This is a genomic window from Candidatus Pelagibacter sp. HIMB1321 (genome assembly GCF_900177485.1).
Lineage (GTDB): Bacteria > Pseudomonadota > Alphaproteobacteria > Pelagibacterales > Pelagibacteraceae > Pelagibacter.
The window spans coordinates 698,149-715,094 of the sequence record NZ_LT840186.1 but is presented as its reverse complement, the minus strand read 5'-3'; the positions used below and the strand labels follow the sequence as shown (position 1 = coordinate 715,094).

The 16,946-nt window shown below is 25.6% G+C and carries 15 protein-coding genes; 5 read left to right on the top strand and 10 right to left on the bottom strand.

Features of this window, described 5'->3' with window-relative positions:
- The first annotated feature begins 9 nt into the window (after nt 1–9).
- Nucleotides 10–642, top strand: coding sequence for a hypothetical protein (locus tag B9N70_RS03980; RefSeq protein ID WP_085114513.1), 633 nt, complete (start codon nt 10–12; stop codon nt 640–642).
- The gene (locus B9N70_RS03975; RefSeq protein ID WP_085114512.1) at nt 642–1,706 is read left to right on the top strand and encodes a putative zinc-binding metallopeptidase; all 1,065 of its coding nucleotides are present in this window, start codon (nt 642–644) and stop codon (nt 1,704–1,706) included. Before B9N70_RS03980 ends, B9N70_RS03975 begins: the two co-directional genes overlap by 1 nt.
- Here B9N70_RS03975 and B9N70_RS03970 read toward each other — a convergent pair.
- Genes B9N70_RS03970 through B9N70_RS03960 form a run of 3 tightly spaced genes read right to left on the bottom strand, consistent with a single transcriptional unit; the run spans nt 1,703 to nt 4,702 of the window.
- Nucleotides 1,703–3,400 carry a tetratricopeptide repeat protein gene (locus B9N70_RS03970; protein ID WP_085114511.1) on the bottom strand — a complete coding sequence of 566 codons (1,698 nt, stop codon included), beginning with the start codon at nt 3,398–3,400 and terminating at the stop codon, nt 1,703–1,705. The genes B9N70_RS03975 and B9N70_RS03970 overlap by 4 nt on opposite strands.
- A gap of 33 nt (nt 3,401–3,433) precedes the next feature.
- Nucleotides 3,434–4,189, bottom strand: a complete 756-nt coding sequence (locus B9N70_RS03965; protein ID WP_085114510.1) for a prepilin peptidase — start codon at nt 4,187–4,189, stop codon at nt 3,434–3,436.
- A complete protein-coding gene (locus B9N70_RS03960) occupies nt 4,190–4,702 on the bottom strand; it encodes an STAS domain-containing protein (protein ID WP_085114509.1) in 513 nt (170 codons plus the stop codon).
- A gap of 38 nt (nt 4,703–4,740) precedes the next feature.
- On the opposite strand from B9N70_RS03960, the gene B9N70_RS03955 reads away from it, so the two are divergent.
- Nucleotides 4,741–5,481 (top strand): zinc-ribbon domain-containing protein, encoded by a 741-nt coding sequence (locus B9N70_RS03955; protein ID WP_085114508.1) that lies wholly within the window; start codon nt 4,741–4,743, stop codon nt 5,479–5,481.
- Nucleotides 5,482–5,489: 8 nt separating this feature from the next.
- Here the strand turns inward: B9N70_RS03955 and B9N70_RS03950 are convergent, their stop codons facing one another.
- A complete protein-coding gene (locus tag B9N70_RS03950) occupies nt 5,490–6,170 on the bottom strand; it encodes a hypothetical protein (protein ID WP_085114507.1) in 681 nt (226 codons plus the stop codon).
- Between the two features lie 67 nt (nt 6,171–6,237).
- On the opposite strand from B9N70_RS03950, the gene B9N70_RS03945 reads away from it, so the two are divergent.
- A complete protein-coding gene (locus B9N70_RS03945) occupies nt 6,238–7,881 on the top strand; it encodes a hypothetical protein (protein WP_085114506.1) in 1,644 nt (547 codons plus the stop codon).
- On the opposite strand, the gene B9N70_RS03940 is transcribed toward B9N70_RS03945, so the two are convergent.
- Together B9N70_RS03940 and B9N70_RS03935 are read right to left on the bottom strand one after the other, a co-directional pair.
- Complete coding sequence (locus B9N70_RS03940) at nt 7,873–8,577, bottom strand: glycosyltransferase (RefSeq protein WP_085114505.1); 705 nt, start codon at nt 8,575–8,577, stop codon at nt 7,873–7,875. The two genes, B9N70_RS03945 and B9N70_RS03940, sit on opposite strands and share 9 nt — an antisense overlap.
- Nucleotides 8,578–10,464: a tetratricopeptide repeat protein gene (locus tag B9N70_RS03935; protein ID WP_085114504.1), complete on the bottom strand. Its 1,887-nt coding sequence runs from the start codon at nt 10,462–10,464 to the stop codon at nt 8,578–8,580.
- A gap of 255 nt (nt 10,465–10,719) precedes the next feature.
- Between B9N70_RS03935 and B9N70_RS03930 the strand changes: the two genes are divergently transcribed.
- The gene (locus B9N70_RS03930) at nt 10,720–11,307 is read left to right on the top strand and encodes a pilin (protein WP_085114503.1); all 588 of its coding nucleotides are present in this window, start codon (nt 10,720–10,722) and stop codon (nt 11,305–11,307) included.
- Nucleotides 11,308–11,340: 33 nt separating this feature from the next.
- On the opposite strand, the gene B9N70_RS03925 is transcribed toward B9N70_RS03930, so the two are convergent.
- Genes B9N70_RS03925 through B9N70_RS03910 form a run of 4 tightly spaced genes read right to left on the bottom strand, consistent with a single transcriptional unit; the run spans nt 11,341 to nt 16,887 of the window.
- Nucleotides 11,341–13,194: a hypothetical protein gene (locus B9N70_RS03925; RefSeq protein ID WP_085114502.1), complete on the bottom strand. Its 1,854-nt coding sequence runs from the start codon at nt 13,192–13,194 to the stop codon at nt 11,341–11,343.
- Nucleotides 13,178–15,109: a transglutaminase family protein gene (locus tag B9N70_RS03920; RefSeq protein ID WP_085114501.1), complete on the bottom strand. Its 1,932-nt coding sequence runs from the start codon at nt 15,107–15,109 to the stop codon at nt 13,178–13,180. Before B9N70_RS03920 ends, B9N70_RS03925 begins: the two co-directional genes overlap by 17 nt.
- Nucleotides 15,102–16,013, bottom strand: a complete 912-nt coding sequence (locus B9N70_RS03915; protein ID WP_085114500.1) for a hypothetical protein — start codon at nt 16,011–16,013, stop codon at nt 15,102–15,104. Before B9N70_RS03915 ends, B9N70_RS03920 begins: the two co-directional genes overlap by 8 nt.
- Nucleotides 16,003–16,887, bottom strand: a complete 885-nt coding sequence (locus B9N70_RS03910; protein ID WP_085114499.1) for an AAA family ATPase — start codon at nt 16,885–16,887, stop codon at nt 16,003–16,005. The genes B9N70_RS03915 and B9N70_RS03910 overlap by 11 nt, the downstream gene beginning before the upstream one ends.
- Nucleotides 16,888–16,946 lie beyond the last annotated feature (59 nt).

The following is a 16,946-nucleotide window of genomic DNA, read 5'->3' as shown; positions in this document are numbered from 1 at the left end:
CTTAAATAAATGAAACTATTAATTCAAATATTTTTAATATTATTGCTAACAAATATTAACTCCCTATCAGGCGAACCTGGTGACTTACCTGGACAAGAAATAAAACAACCTGATGAAATGTTTGATGACAAACCTGAGGAAAAAGAGGGTTTAGACGTGTCAAACATAGACCAATTATTGCAGCCTAAAAATACTGAAATTATGCTGCCTAAAAATAGATTAGAGCAAATTTTTGATCAATTATTTTTAGCTGAATTAAATCAAGACCAACTGAATATCATAGGTGAGTGTGAAAAGATTATTGCAGACGGCAAATGTTTTAAAGTTGAACCAAGCAAATTATCTAATCATTTTAATAATTATTATTTTTACACTAATTCACAAAATCAAGTTTATTCAATTATTGCATTTAACAATAATAAACAGGGCGACTTAAACAAATGCAAAGAAAAGATTTCAATGTGGAAGGATTATTTTAATAGCTTTGATTTGACAGAAAAAAAGCCTAAAGATAATTCATTAAATTTTGTATTAACAGATGCACCACAACAAAACAGTATAGAAATATTTGCTTCCTGTTACACAGAACAATTTAGAGATATTACTTCGAGCTTTAGTATTAAGTTTTTTAAAAATGTTTAATGAGAATTTTATTTATCCTAATTTTAGTTCTTTTATTTCAAAATAAAGTTTTCGCAGGTAACATTACAGAAGAAGTTAGACAATCTTACAAAGAAAGAGCAGCGTTTGTAAAAAATTATATTTCAACAATCAAAGAAAATAGAAAAAAAGATAAAAAATTTAGAGGAACTATTGTCGAGTCTGTATCTGGTAGACTTTACACAAGAATGGGGCCTATCCCTCAAAATCAATTAGATAAAACTGCTCTAGAAGATTGTAAAAAAGATGGAGGCATTGATTGTTTAGTTCGATTTAGGACGCTTAAAAAAAATTTAAAATATAATCGATATGCAAAATTTATTAACTCAAAAAATAGTTTAAACGTTTTAGGGGAGTTTATTAAATCAAAAAAAATTTATTCTTCTAAAGGTATAGATATCTTGATCAGTACAGAAAATTTTAAAAATAAAAATGATTTTTTTTGTGGTCAAACAAAATCAAACTATCGAGATGTTATCAATGATTTAGTGAAAGAAATAAATATCTATCCATCAAGCTTTCTACAAAACTCAGGTTTAAAATATGTAATGATTTGTGAAAAAATTACAGATAAATCTCTTGGTTTTGAACCAGGAGGTCTAGCTCCAGGTCATGTTGATCAATCTCCTGGAGTTTTTTATTTAAATCTCTCTGCTGTAAATAAGTATAAAAATACCAAGGTAAAAAAAGAATATATTAGGTTGTTATTTCACCATGAATTTTATCATATCATTGATGCATCTCTATCATTGATGCAGTTAGATGAGCGTTGGGAAAAAATTAATAAGAACCCGTATTCTAGTGATTTAGTCGTTGGGGCATTAGGCATAGATACCTCTGTTGAAGGTTTTATATCTGGTTATGCAAGAAATAATTCAGCCGAAGATAAAGCTGAATTATTTGCTTTTATGATCTCTAAACATAATGCTTTTAAAAAAGCTATAGCGAACGATGAAATATTATTAAAGAAATCTCAATTAATGATCTCCCGACTTAAGGGATTGTCAAAAGAAATAGATAAAAATTTTTGGAGAAAGCTTAATTAGGCTTGTCTTAAATCACTTATATTTTTAATCAATTCTAGACTATCTTTTTCAACTCTAGAAAAAACATCAGACCAGTCTCCTTGGACTTTTTGTCTATAAATTCTAAAATTATCATACCAAATGGTTTCATCTTTTGAATTTAACCATCTCCAATCAGAAACTTTTGGTAGTAGCAACCATGTTTGAGTGCCAAGAGTTCCAGCTAAGTGTGCAATAGAGGTATCAGTAGTAATAACTAAATCTAAATATTTAATTATTGCTGCGGTATCTAGAAATTTTTTTGATCCTGTATCCATTAATAAATCGTAATTAATAATGTTTTCTTCAAATTTGAATTTTTCAATATCAGATACAGCAGGACCTTTTTGTAGGCTAATAAATGTTGCTAAAGGATTATTGATAATATTTTTAAATTTGTTTAGAGAAACCGAATTGTTTGCAACTCTAGGGTTTGAAGCACTTCCTTGCCAATTTAAACCAATTTTAACATTATCATTAATTGCAATTAATGTTTCCCACTCTAAAAGTTTGTTATCATTTATTTTGAGAACTGCTGGGAAAGGACAATTGCTACTTAAATCTGGTGTCAGTAAATATATCAAATTTTGCAAAGGTGCCCAATAATCATAATTATCATAATCATTCTCAAGACTTACTATTTCATCAATAAACTCCATATCCTCAAATAGATGATGTAATTCTTCTTGGCATTGAAAGATGATTTTACATTTAAGTTGACTTAGAGTTTCAAGATATCTAGAAAATTGTAGAGTATTTCCTAACCCATCTTCAGCTACGATTAGAATTTTTTTATTTTCAACATTTTGACCATTCCATAATAAGTTTTTCTTATGTAAAACGGATTTAAAGTTTTTATCTTCATATATTCTGTGGCTATACTCTTTAAAACCTTCTTCAAAATTTGACATTGAAAGTAGGGTAGAACCTAAATTAATTTTTGATCGATTAAATCTTGGATTAAGTTCAATTGTCTTTTTATACATTTCAATTGCTTCAGAATATTTACCTGCATTCAGTAAGGTATTAGCAAAATTAAAATGCACTACATGAGAATCTGGTTTTGCTTTTATTGCTCTTTGATGACTAATTATTGCATCTTCGTATTTATGCTGAAGGTAAAACAAATTACCAAGATTACTTAAAATAAAGTGATTACTTGGGTTATTAATTAATCCTTGTTGATATACTTTAATAGCATCATCATAATTTTGATCTTGTTTGTATAATGTTGCAAGACTTAAATAAGCTTTTATTTCTTTTGGATCAATTTTGATTGCTGCTTTATAGCAATCAATTGCTTTTTCTAATTTTTTACTCTGTTCATAAACCAAGCCTAAACTCAGGTAACCCGCAACATAATGAGGATCGTGTGCTAATAAGTTAGTTAAAACTTTTTCAGCAACTGCATTATTATTGAGTAAAAAAATATTAGTGCCCAATCTATTTAGGGCCTTAGGATCAAAATTTCTGTCTAATGATGAGAAATAATACCAGAGAGATTTATCAAAATTATTTTGTTTATAATGAATGTCACCAATTAAATTATAAATTTCATGATTATTGGGATCTTGTTTTAATAAGTTAAAAGCATTTTGTTCAGCTAGACCATATTGTCTATTATCTAAAAGTTGATAATTTTTTTTAATATTTTGTGCAATTAACGATTTATTCATTTTTTAACGAATCAATTAATTAACAATATAACTTTAAATCAAATTATAAAAGAGCGAACCTAAATAGGGATACAGGGCTGAAGCAATCACTATAAAACATCCATAAGGAATTTGAAAATCTTTATCTTTTTTATAAAAATAAATAATTAGCGAACCGACAACTGCCCCAACAAGAGCTGAACTTGCTAATATTAAATAAATTGATTTTATTCCAAGCCATATACCAATCATTAAAAATAATTTCGCATCACCAAGGCCCATTCCTTCAACTTTCCTTATTTTAAAAAATAAAAATCTAATAATATAAATTACCAAATAACCAACCGCTCCTCCTAGCAAGGAACTTAAAATATCAACATCGAAAGGATTAAAATTAAAAAAAGTAAACACCAAACCTACTATTGATAATGGAATAGTGATTTTATCTAAAATTAAATAATACTTAAGATCGGTAAAAAATATTATTAACAATCCAGAGTAAAAAATTATAAAAGCTAAACCATTAAAACTAATACCATATAACATATAAGCGTAGACGAATAAGCTTGCCGTTAAAACTTCAACTATTAGATAGCTTATGGAAATTTTATTTTTACAATTTTTACATTTACCAAAATTTAGGATGTAGGAAATTATTGGAATATTTAAATAAAAAGGAATTTTGTATTTACATGAAGTACAAAATGAACTTTTGCTAACCACATCTAAATCATTAGGAAGTCTGTAAATACAGACATTATAAAAACTTCCAACGATTGATCCAATTACAAAGGATATTAAGGTAAGCACTTACCTTTTAAATTTTATTTTATCACCGTCATCATCATCTCGTTTGATGCTAGGTTTTGTTTCTTCTGTTTGATTATTTTCAACTTCTTGATCTACTGGTTGTTGTTGAGGTTCTTCATTTGGAGAAAGATCGACATTCTCACTTGCTTGAGTCTCTGGCTCAGGGGCAGGAGCTGGTTCTGAACTGTCTTCAGCTGCATTTTGGTTTGTAACACTTTTGATTTTAAATATTTTATCTAAGTGAGCTAATTTAATAACTTTCATCACTTCGTTACTCACATCTGTTAGAGAAAATTCTTTAGAGCCACTTTTTGATAGCTGCATACCTTCAACTAAGGCTGCTATACCAGAAGAGTCTATATAGTTAACCTTTGAAAGTTGAACTTCAATTGTTTTAACTTTGTCGATTAAATCTTTTATATTTTCTCTGACTTGTGTTGAATTATCGAGGTCAATTTCACCTGAAAGAAATAGTTTACCTATATTCCCATCAATTTTTTGTTCAATAGACATATGTATTTTTTTATATTAATAGTCTAAAAATACAACATATGATTATCGACTGTATTTGTGGGAAAAAAAAGTTCAGATTGGCTGATGGCGTTATGCCAGCCGAAGGATCAAAAGTAAGATGTGGTTCCTGTTCTGAGGTATGGTTCTATCACCCAAATGAAGGAAGCTCACAAACTTCAGAAGAAAGTTTTAAAACAGAACCAACAAGTAGTCCAGTTGAAGAGAACGCAGTTGAAGCATCAACAATAATTGAAGAACCTGCGCCAGTTGAAAATCCAACAGAGACTACTGTAGAAACTCCACCTAGCGATGATCCAGAAGAATTATTATCTACTATAGACAATGATGCGGTTACCAAAGAAATTGAAGAAGAAAAAGAAAGTGAAGAAACTGTTTCAAATTTTAAAATATTTACTGATGAAGAAAAAGAATTTCCTTCAAAAGAGGAAATGGATAAAAATTTAGATAACTTTAGATTAGAAAGAGATAAAAATTTAAATTTTTTTCAAAAATTATTTAAAAAAGATAGACTTAAAGAAGCAGCAAAAGCTTTAGAGAAAAAGAAAAATCAACAACAATCAGAAGAAAAAAATAAAATTGATGTTGCAAGAAGAACAAGGTTATTATTTTATTTATTAATACTTTTATTTATTGTTTTTTCAGTTCTGATTGTGCCTTTAAGAGAAGAAGTTGGAATGGCTTTTCCATTTATGGAAAAATATCTTGAGTTTTTAAAACCGATGTATGATTACATCAAAAAACCATTAGGCTTTGAATAAAAATTAATTTAATTATTTTCAGGCTTATTTTTATTTTTTTCAGCTAATTTTTCTTCTTCAGCTTTAAATTTTTCAATTATTTTAGCTTTATCTTTTAATAATTTTTCTTTACCGGGAAAAACATAAACTCCAATTTTACCCTCTGCTAATACTTTATCAGAAGTAGGATTTTCTCTTGTGACCTCTTCTTCAATTATATTGATCTTAAAATCTGTTTCAGAAATCTTATTTTTTAAAAAAGTTAAATTTTCATATGTGCTTAAAAATTGGTACTCAATGTAGTTTATTGAATAAGTTTTGCCTAATTGATCTGCTTTACTCTCATTTAAGCTGTTAATTTGTACATTAAATTCATTTGCCATTCCAGAAATAGAGTTTTTAAAGTTTTGAAATTCAGTAGGTGACATAAACATCATGATTTCTTTGATGTACTCATATTCACTTTTATTTACATCTCTACCAACTTTTGCCATTTCAAGAACAATGTTGTCAGATTTTTCCTGGATGTCTCCAGTGCTAGCTATAAGTCTGTTTTGTTTGGATAATTGTAGTGATGTATAGATCTCACTGATGATTAACAGTAAAAAAGAAAAAACCATCACAGTAAAACCAACAACAACAAATTTAGATTTGTCTCTTATCGATTCGTCTTCAACTACTTTTGATTTATTTTTTCCTAATCCAAACATTATAATTTTTTTACTATCATTTACTGGTTTGATAAACTGTTAATGATTCGTACTTAAAAATTATTACATGAAAAAAAGCCCAAATTACATCAAAAAAACCCTTGATGAGATTAAACTTGAATTATTGAAGGATAAAAAGCTTCAACTATCAAGACAACTTTACGTTCAAAAGCTAAAAGAAATATTTAATGAACAAGTGATTGATTTAAAAGATGGTGTTGAAACAAGAATGTCATCCACTGGAACTGATAAAACTGTTGCAGTCAGCTCTACTAACGAGACAACAACTACAACTGTTCAATCAAAACCAAAGCATCAAAACTCTAAAAATGAGAAAATAATTTTTTTAAATAACGAAGTCATTGAAAATAATTTAAGCGAAATAGAAGAGGCCAATAAAGAGCTATTTAATTTTGGCAATTCTGATGAAAATATAATTGAATTAAAAGAAGAGGTTTCTGAAAAAGATGATCAAAAAATCATAGATTTAATTGATGAAGTTGATGAAATCATTAATTTAACCGAAGAGGTTGCAGAAACTGTTGTTGTGGGCAAACAAGAAGCTGAACAACAACAAGTAATTGCTAGCAGTCAAGAACAAGAAGAAATTAAAAAATCTCAAATATTTTCCAATGAACAATTGGAGATGCTGAATGCTAAAATAAATGATCTTGATTTAAATAGTTCTGAGTTAACTGAAAAGTTAGATGAATTACTTAATCAAAAAAATCTTTTCTCAGAGAAATTTAATAATGAGTTAGATGTTAAATTAACCGATGCACTTATTCGATCTGAAGAAAGTATTGAGAACAAACTAAATAATATCAATGATAGTTATCATAAAGAGTTCGAGAAATATGAAGATGAAGCTAATAAAAACTTTGCAAATTTAGAAGATCAAATTGGTCAATTAAATAACCAATTTGATAACATTCAAAATAATATTAATACAATCTCTTCAAAAATAGATGAGAATATCAATCAGTTAAATGACCCACAAAAATTAAGTGAAAATTTAAATTTAGAAAAACGGTTTGAGGATAAAATTAGTGATCTAAAAGACTATAATTTGAAAATTGAGAATTCATTGAATAATTTAAACAATAAAATTGACGAAACTCTAGATAACATTTCAGCGTACAGAAATGAAGCAACTCAAAAAATTGAGGAATTAAATCAAAAAGTTCAAAATATAGAACCTGATTTAATTAATAAAATTGAAGAAAAACAAAAAAATAAAAGTGAGTCTGAAAAACTTCAGGATAAATTTGATCAAATGTCCAAAATCATGGATTTGCAAAATATGAGAATGTTACAGATGTATCATTCATCAGAACTGCAACATAGCCATTCAATTTTACAAAAAAACATGGAAACTAAAACCTCTGCTCCAGCATCTGAGCAAAAATCTATAGATCCTGAACTAATTTCAGAAGAGATAAAAAAAGAATTTTTTCCCAAAATTCAAAAAGAAATGGATAAACAATTTAATTTATTGAGAGAACAACTGTCTGAATATGAAATAAAAAGTATCTTCGATAAAATTGGCTCAACTGACCTTAATAAAGAGTTTAAAAAACCAATTAAAAGATTTTCAAATTTAGTTGATGCAAAAAAATATGTAAAAAATTCGATTTCAAAAAAATCTAGAGACTGGTTGAAAAATAACGAGACTATGATTGATGAGATTGCAAAAAAGTTATTAGGTTAATAGTTTCTTCATTAAACTAACTATATAAAATTGAATTAATATTAATAAAATTTTGAAATTCATTTTACTTTCACTTTCATAGCGTCTGTTAAAATCTATAAAGACATCTTTGGTCTTTAATTTTGCTTTTGAGTTAATTAATAAATCAGCTAAAATTTTAAATCCTTTTCCAAAAAATCTGTTCTTATTTTTTAAATAAATATCTTTTTTAAATAAAAAAAAACCGCTCATTGGATCTTTTGATTGAATATTAAAAATTTTAAACAAAAAAATTAGAAATACAGATGCAAATCTTCTTGTTTCAGATAAACCTTTGTTTTTCCCAGATGTTAATTTTCTTGCTCCAATAACAACATCTTTTCCTTTGTAGAATTCCTTAAACATTTGTGGAATATATTTTGGATCGTGCTGTAAATCTGCATCTAAAATTAAAATATTTTGATATTTTGATCTTTTTATTCCATCAAAGCAAGACTGGGTTAGGTCTCTATTTTTTTTTCTTAAAACTGGGTTAAAAAATTTATATTTTTTAGATAAAGATAATAATATTTTTTTACTTTGATCAGTCGAATTGTCATCAACGAAAATAATTTCAAATTTAATTTTTTTTAAAACTTTAATTATTCTAAACGTTAAAGGTTGGATGTTTTTTTCCTCATTAAGTGCGGGTATAACTATACTTATTTGATGTCCCATTTAATTTGTTTCTGCAATTAAGTTGGAAGTTGTTTCCCTTAAAAAAGGATTTATCTTTATAGCGTCCCTAAAAAGCAAAGTAGCTTCTTCATTTAATCCAAGTTTTTTTAGAGTAATTGCTGCGTTATATAGAGCTGTAGCATGTAGGGGATTTATTACATTTGTTGTTTTAAAGTAATCTAAAGCTTTCTCATAATCTTCTTGATAAAAACTTATTTTCCCAAGTTCAAAGTACAAATCATCTATAGGAGGATCTAAAAATCTTACTTTTCTTGAAGGTGTATCTAATTGAGATCTTATTTTTTCGTAATTTTCAAAAATTTTTTTTATTTGATCTTCAGCTTTATCATATTTCTCAAACACTATATAAAATTTAGCTAATTTAAATTTTGCAGGGGGAATATCTTTGAAATTTTTTTCAAATTCTTTTTCAAAAAATTCGATGCCTTTTTCGTTTTTTTCATAAATATAGTATCTTAGAAATTCTAATATAGCTTCATCAAACGAAGTATTTAATTGATAAAATTGATAAAGATTAAATCTATATTCCTCCCAATTGTCATTTACAATTGCATTTTTTAAACTAACAGTGAATGAATATCTATGCACGTTACGAGGACTTTTTTCATCAGTTTGACTCATGAAAACAATATTATTGATATAAACTTTACTTCTATCACTAAGAACAAATACAGAAGATAGTAAGATTAACCCATAAAAACTTAATATTAAGGTTTTTTTATAAAGATGATTAAAAAATTTATTGAACATCCAGGCAAATAATAATGATATTGATACAACTGATGAGTATTGGTATCTTTCAGCTAAATTTGAGATTAAAGGAAAACCTTTTTCAATCATCCCAAACATAACAGGTAAGGTTAAACTTGAGATAATCCAAAAAATAATAATTAATAAAATAGGATCTTTTTTTTTTAAAAAAAAATAAAATGCTATTATTATGAAGATTAAAAAAAGTATAAGTACAGTTATTGATAAACCTAAATCATAGTTTGTTGCATAAACGTATATATGCTCATAGGGAAAAAATAACCCAATTAAATAAAATTTTAATGAGGTTAAAAAATAAAATAATAAATCATCAAAATTTCCATAAAAACTAAGATTATTTTTTTCAGTGAAAACTATTCTTAAGTAATAGTAGACAAAAAAAGTTACACACAATAAAATAAAAATATCAAAATTTTTTTTAAAATTCTCTTTTATATGCATCTGGTGATAATTAAGTAAAAAAATTGTTAACGGTATCAATCCTGCTAGAAAGATAGTCATCAACTTAGAACACAAAGATAAAAAAAATAACAGTCCTATAAATAAATAGTTTATAAATTTTTTGTCATACATGTTTTTGAGACAATAAATAAAAGTCAAAAGTCCAAAAAATAAAGCTAAGCTTTCATTCCGTGTAGTAATATTGAAAATAATTTGTGATGTAATTGGATGAAATAAAAAAATTAAGGAACTTAAAAATATTAATACATTACTTTTTAAGTTAAGATCGACTTTGAAAATTTTTTTTATTAACAAGAAAACTAAAAAACTATTTGTGACATGTAAGAAAATATTTGTAAATTTTGCTACTTTTGAATTTAAAATTTCAATTCCATTAAAGTTTAATAAAAAAGTTAAAAAATTGTCTAATTCATGTGTTAAAAAGTACACAGGATAAAAATGAAATTTAGCATAAAAAAAACTTGATATAAGCTTAGCGTCTCCAGGGGATTTCGTGAAACGATCTACTAAAGCAAAATCATCATATGTTCTTCCATAATCTAAAGTATGCCCAAAAAAAAATAAAAAGAGACTAAATGAGATACAATAGATGACATATTCAAATATTTTATTTTGAAAATCAGTTAGTTTCATAAAGTCATTTAAACAATTTATTTTAATTTAATTTTAATCAGTAATTTTTTTAATTTATTGGTAAATATTGTGTAAAAATTACTTTATAGATTTTTTCATTTACATCATTCTATAAGCTAATTACACCCCAAAATGGGCGAAAAAAACATTATACTATAATCTTAGAAGGTTATTTTATCATTTACATCATAAGCAAAATCAGTAGAAGGAGTTCATATATATATATAATTCTATAATTAAAGGAAAAACATAATTATGAAAAAAACACTACAAAAAGGTTTCTCACTTGTTGAGCTTCTAGTTGTTGTTGCAATTATTGGAGTATTAGCGGGTGTTGGAATAGTGGGTTATCAAAGTTATACAGACTCTGCTAAAAGTAGGGTAGCTGTTGCTAACTTTAACTCAGTAAAAAGGTTTGTTGAGACAGAATTGACTCTGTTAAACAATAACATTCAAACCGTATCTGGAGCTATTAGTGGAGGATCTGCATGCTCCTCAGTAACACCTTATACAGTTTACAGTCAAACTTTAGGAAATTTTGTTAAAGGATTGACTTGTTATTTTGCTACTGATGGATATGGAAACGCTTTCAAAAATCCATATGATGCTGCTGGTGGAAATCAAATTGTTTATAACCTAGCTGCTGCTTCAGTAAAGAAGGGTCAAGTAAATGTTAGGCACTTCACAGCAGCTGATATAACAGTTAATGGTGCAGTGATACCTTCGGGTGGATTATTTTCTGCTGCAGGTACTTCAGGCTACTTTCTAGTTGAGTACTATACTGAAGATGGTACAGCAGGAAGTACTGGAGAATATAAAGCAAAAGAATTTCAACTTAAATAAATTAAGATAAATTTAAATTTTTAAAAAACCCCTCTAATTTTTTTTAGAGGGGTTTTTTTTTAATTCAAAAATTAAATAATAAAAGAAATAAGTTACAGTCAAAAATAAAACAATTACACTTAGAAAATTAAAAAAGATCTGTAATTTTAAATGTTTAAACTTAAAGGGTTTATAATTTAAAAATTTTTTTAAATCATCTTTTTTATCAGTTTTAAATAAAAAATTATCATCACAATCATTTTCTTTCGGGTTTAAATAGCATGAGGGATTGATAAAATTTAATTCACCATTTATCTCAATTAAAGGATCACCTTTATAAATATTAATTGTTCTTTTTGAATATAGCGATTTACGTTGATTGTCATTTGCATCTAGTTTTATATTTTGGTTAAGATTAAATTTTATTTTTTGAACTATTGGCTTAAGTATTTCTAAATCGTAACCAAGTATAGGAAAATAGCAAAATTGAGAAGATTGATTTCTTAAAAAACTTTCATGAGTATTAGGCCCCATATAATTTGAATTTTCATCTAGTAGTGTAATAACTTCTTCAATTTTAAAGTTATCAATATTATCTTTTGATATATTATTATTAATCAAAGGATCTAAATGCGTATGTTTGAAAATTTTATATAATTTATTTCTATCGAAAGAAAAATTTTGAATAATGACAATTGAAATGAATAAAATTGTAATTAGATTGCTATTTCTAAATGAAATTTTATCAAACATCATTGCAGAAAGTATTGAAAATAACACGATAAATGGAGTAAGTTTTCTAAATGAAAGCCAATCTGTGTTAATAAAGGGTATTTGATTAACTACAGAACCTATAAAAGTATTTGAAAAATTTGAAAGAATTAATATGGAAATACAGATCAACAAAATAAAACTAAATAATAATTTTAAATTATCATTTGTAATTTTTGGAAAATTTCTTAGGTAAATTATTAATATAATCAAAGGTAAGATAGATAAATTAAATGATAATTCCTCAATTGTTATCTCAACATCCATTTTAACAACATCATCTTCAATAAATTCTCTAGGCGAGAAAAAAAAGAAATCAAAAAAAACTGAAATAAAATGCCTGATACTAGTAAAATATGCAGTTGATGCATCTCTTTGGATTCCTTCAACGAAGGACCAGGCGGCATAAATTTTTGAAGATGATATTAGTAGGCCAATTAAAACACTAATAGATATATATAATATTATTTTTAAATTTTTGTTATTGATTAAGTGCAATAAAGTAAGAAAAAAAACAATGAATAAGATTTCAATTAATATTCTAGTTCCTCCACTATGCATAATTATTGCAAAAATTAGGCTCGAGCAAGTAATTAGAAATATAGATCCTAATTTGTCTAATCTCTCAACTGATAAGGCAGAAACGTAGAAAAAAAATGGAACTAAATAATATAATCCCCAAGCAATGTGACCAGAAAGATAATGAAATGTAAAACAATGATTAAATAAAAATATAGTAGATCCAATCAAAGATGCATTATAGGTTAATTTAAAAATATTTTTTGATACTAAAAAAAATCCTAAAAAGCCCAATAAAGAATAACCAAAAAAAACAACTTTGAAAGTTGTTAAGGGACTTAAAAAAAGAAATAAAAATTGAATAGGGGAATAAAATTCTGATTGAGGATTTGAAAAAAAGGGAAGACCACAACAGATATGAGGCCCAAACCAAGGAACAGTTAATCCATTCTTTAAAAACCAAATTTTACCAAATATTAATCTTGATAAAGCTGATTGATAGTCAAAATGAAAAGATCCAATATTCAAATAAGATAGAAACATCATTTGATGAATTACAAATATTAGAACTGCTAAAGAAATAAATAATACTTTATTTTTATTATTTAAAGTAAGCATATTTAATTATTTGAAAATTAATTGAGTAAAAATTTTTAAATGAAATTTTATATTTTTTATCAAATTTAATTTGTTCATAAAGTTTAAATAAATCTTCAAATCTTCTTTGATCTATATTTTTTAACGATTTGTAAATTTCTTGGTGGGTCATATAATTTGATAAATTCTTATTATTTTTTCTAAGTTTATTAAAAAATAATTTGTATAAAAAGTTTCTAGCATAAATAAATAGCAATATCTTTATAAGATAAATGATGGCTATTATTGAAAATAAAAAAAAGAAAATTGATTTGTACATATCTGTGTTAGAGAGTTTTTCTTTGATAAAATTTGTTCTAGATCTTTCATCATATCTTAAAAAACTATTAGTCCACACATAATTGATATATTCAAAATAAATTCCAACTCTACTAATATCTATTTTTTGCTCATTATTCGAAGTTACCGTAGATGTCTCAAAACTTTCGAAGTTAGAATTGTTTGAATTAAGAATATTTTCATTTGGCACAGAAAGGGTTGGATCATATAAAACCCAATTATTATCTATAAATATTTCCACCCAAGAATGGGCATCATGCTGTTTAAAAGTATAAAAATCACCAAGATTATTATACGATCCACCATAATAACCAGTAACTATTCTAGCTGGGATGCCAGCTAACCTTGCAAGTATAGTAAAAGTTCCAGCGTAATATTCACAATATCCAGTTTTAGTATTAAAGAAAAAATTTTCATAATCGTTTCCTTGATTAACTGGAGTTAAGCTATAAAAAAAATTATTCGTTTTAAATTCGTTTAATATCTTATCTAAATAATCCTTAGGACTATTTGCATTTTCAAAGTTTGTTTTTGCCCACTGTTTTAACTTTGGGGAAATATTGTTAGGTAAAAGTGTATAAAAATCTAAAAGTTTTTTTTGATATATTACATCTCTTTTATCATAAATTAGTTTGTAAGATTTTTTGTTGGTCACTATCTTATTAGTTGTGAGAGTATTGTTTATAAGGTTTAAATTTAAATTTGAATTTTTAAAGTTATAATTGTCTAATTTTGGAAACCATTTCTTTTCATGAGGGAACATGATTAAAGATGCATCTACATCTTGTTTTTCAATAGGATTTGAAACCTTAAAACTATTTTTAAATTGGGCTAATAGTATTTTATACTCAGAATTTAACCAATCTTTGCTAATACTTAATTTGTCAAATACTTTTACTCTAAAATAATATTTTTGATCATTATCATGAATATTAGTTTTAAAAATAAAAACATTTTCTTCACTATCTGAAATATTTTGAAATGAACCTAAGCTTATTTTGTCAGGGATTCCTAATTGATTTTTTTTAGTTTCAAATAATTTGATATTTAATTCTGCTCTTGGAAAGACAAAATAAATAATTGCAATGATTGGAATGATGCTCAGCGCAAATATAAAATATCTGAAAAGGTTATTTAAGTTTAATTTTAAAATTTTGGTTTGATTTAAAGAATATAAATGAATGATCGATAGTAAGATTATAATAAATGATAAAAATGAGCTGATTAAATCTTGGCCATATACTAGAGAGCTTACTGCTAAAAACACACACGAAAATCCAAAAAAATAATGACTTTCTTTTTTTTCTATCTCTGAATATTTAAGAAATATTAAACCTAATATTAAATTGATAAAATATTCTTTAGATAACGTTTGGTCATTTAAAACAAATAAAATGTATATTGTTGCTATAGCTAAAATAGAGCTAAATACTTTCTTATATTTATAATTAAAGCTTTTTTGAATAATTGCAAAAAAGAATAATATTAGAAAAAAAACATTAGTGGAAATTTCAACATCAGGAATTAGAACTAAATAACTGCAAAGCAGTATCGCTAAAGCATTAAAGTTATAATTCAATAAATTTATACTAGGCATTAGCAAGATAGGTTAAAAGTTTATTTCTATGATCTAAAGAACAAGCAATTGCAGAAATAAAATCTTTGTTCTTTAATAAAAATGGTTTTTTTAATTGATAGAAATATTCAATTAAATAACTGGCATAAGAAAGTTTTTTTTCAAAACTTTCAGCAGTAATCTTTTGTAAATCTATTGTTATGTGTTGCAAATTATTAGAAAATTTGAATTTTTTTTCATAAAGTTTTTTTTTAATAGATGAATGTTTCCATGAAATTTTTGATAAATTAATATTTTCTTTGTTTTCTTCTATTTTATCAAACTCATAATCAAAGCCTTCATCAGTATTAAGTTGATATAGTTGATCAAATATTTCATTTGAAGGTCTAATGGGCTCTGGATAAATAGTTAAACGCTCTTTAAAGGATACATTAGTAAATGTTTTTATAATTCCAAAAGGAAACAAAGAATGAATATTTAAAGTAGGAGTATCTACTTTACCTCTTTTATCAAATTTATATTTTAAATTAATTGTTGTTTTATGATTGATATCTTTTTTAGTCGTTCCGTTTTCCAGATCAAAATTAACATTTAGCCTTTCTCTATTTTGTTTGTCATTGATTTGGTAAATTAAATTTACAAATTTATTTGCTGGATGAAGTTTATTATTAATAGATAAGTCTAAATTGAGTAAATTTTGATAAGAGATTAAAATTGAAATGAAATAAATAAAAAAAAGAACAATTGATAACAATAATGCAAAATTATTTTGATAAAAAATAGCCACTGCAAAACAGAAAAAAATTAAAGCAGCAATTTGAAATCCTCTTAAATTTGGAAAAATATATAAATTTTTTCTACTTATAGTATTAAGATTTTTTAAGGATTTTTTTAAAATAATTTTTTTCCAAAAACTATTTTTCATCAGGTAGTGGTACTTTATTTAATATTTCATTATTCATGAATTCTATAAATTCTTTTTTTTCAACAATATTTAATCGATGTCGAAGTATAAAAGGCAAGACATCTTTAATCTCTTGATAGGTCACATATTTTTTTGAGTTTAGAAAACTTAACGATTTTGATAGATGAATAGTTTGTTTTAAACATCTAGGAGAGATATGAGTGTTATTAAAATTGTTTTTAATATACTCAGAAATATTATCTAAATATTCAATTACATTATCATTTACATTTATTTGATTAATATCTTTAACTAATTCATTAAATGAAAAATTAGATTGAATTGAATTGTTATCTATTTCATTTTTTAATAATTTTATTCTTTGATCTTTGCTTAATTCTTCTAAAGAAAATGAGATAGTAAATCGATCTAATTGAGATTCAGGTAATAATGAAGTTCCAGATAAGTCAGAGGGGTTTTGAGTTGCAATTACTGAAAATGGTTTAGGAAGTTCAAATGTATCTTTATCGATTGTAACTGTTTTTTCCTCCATCGACTCGAGAAAAGCACTCTGAGTTTTTGGACTTGCACGATTTAATTCATCTGCAAGAACAATGTTTGTAAATATTGGACCTTTATTAACAATAAACTCATCATTTTTTAAAAACGTATATCCAAGAATATCACTAGGCAATAAATCAGATGTAAATTGAATTCTTTTAAATTTTAAGTTCATTGCTGAAGTTAAAGATTTTGCAAATGTTGTTTTGCCAGTGCCTGGAAGGTCTTCAATTAATATATGACCACCGCTCAAAATGGTGGCTATAGAAATTTTAATCTTAAACTCATTTCCAATAATATTTTTTTGAATATTATTTATTAGCTGATCAATCATAATTATTTATATATCAGTATTTATTAGATGATATTTATTTATAAAAAAGATAAAAATTT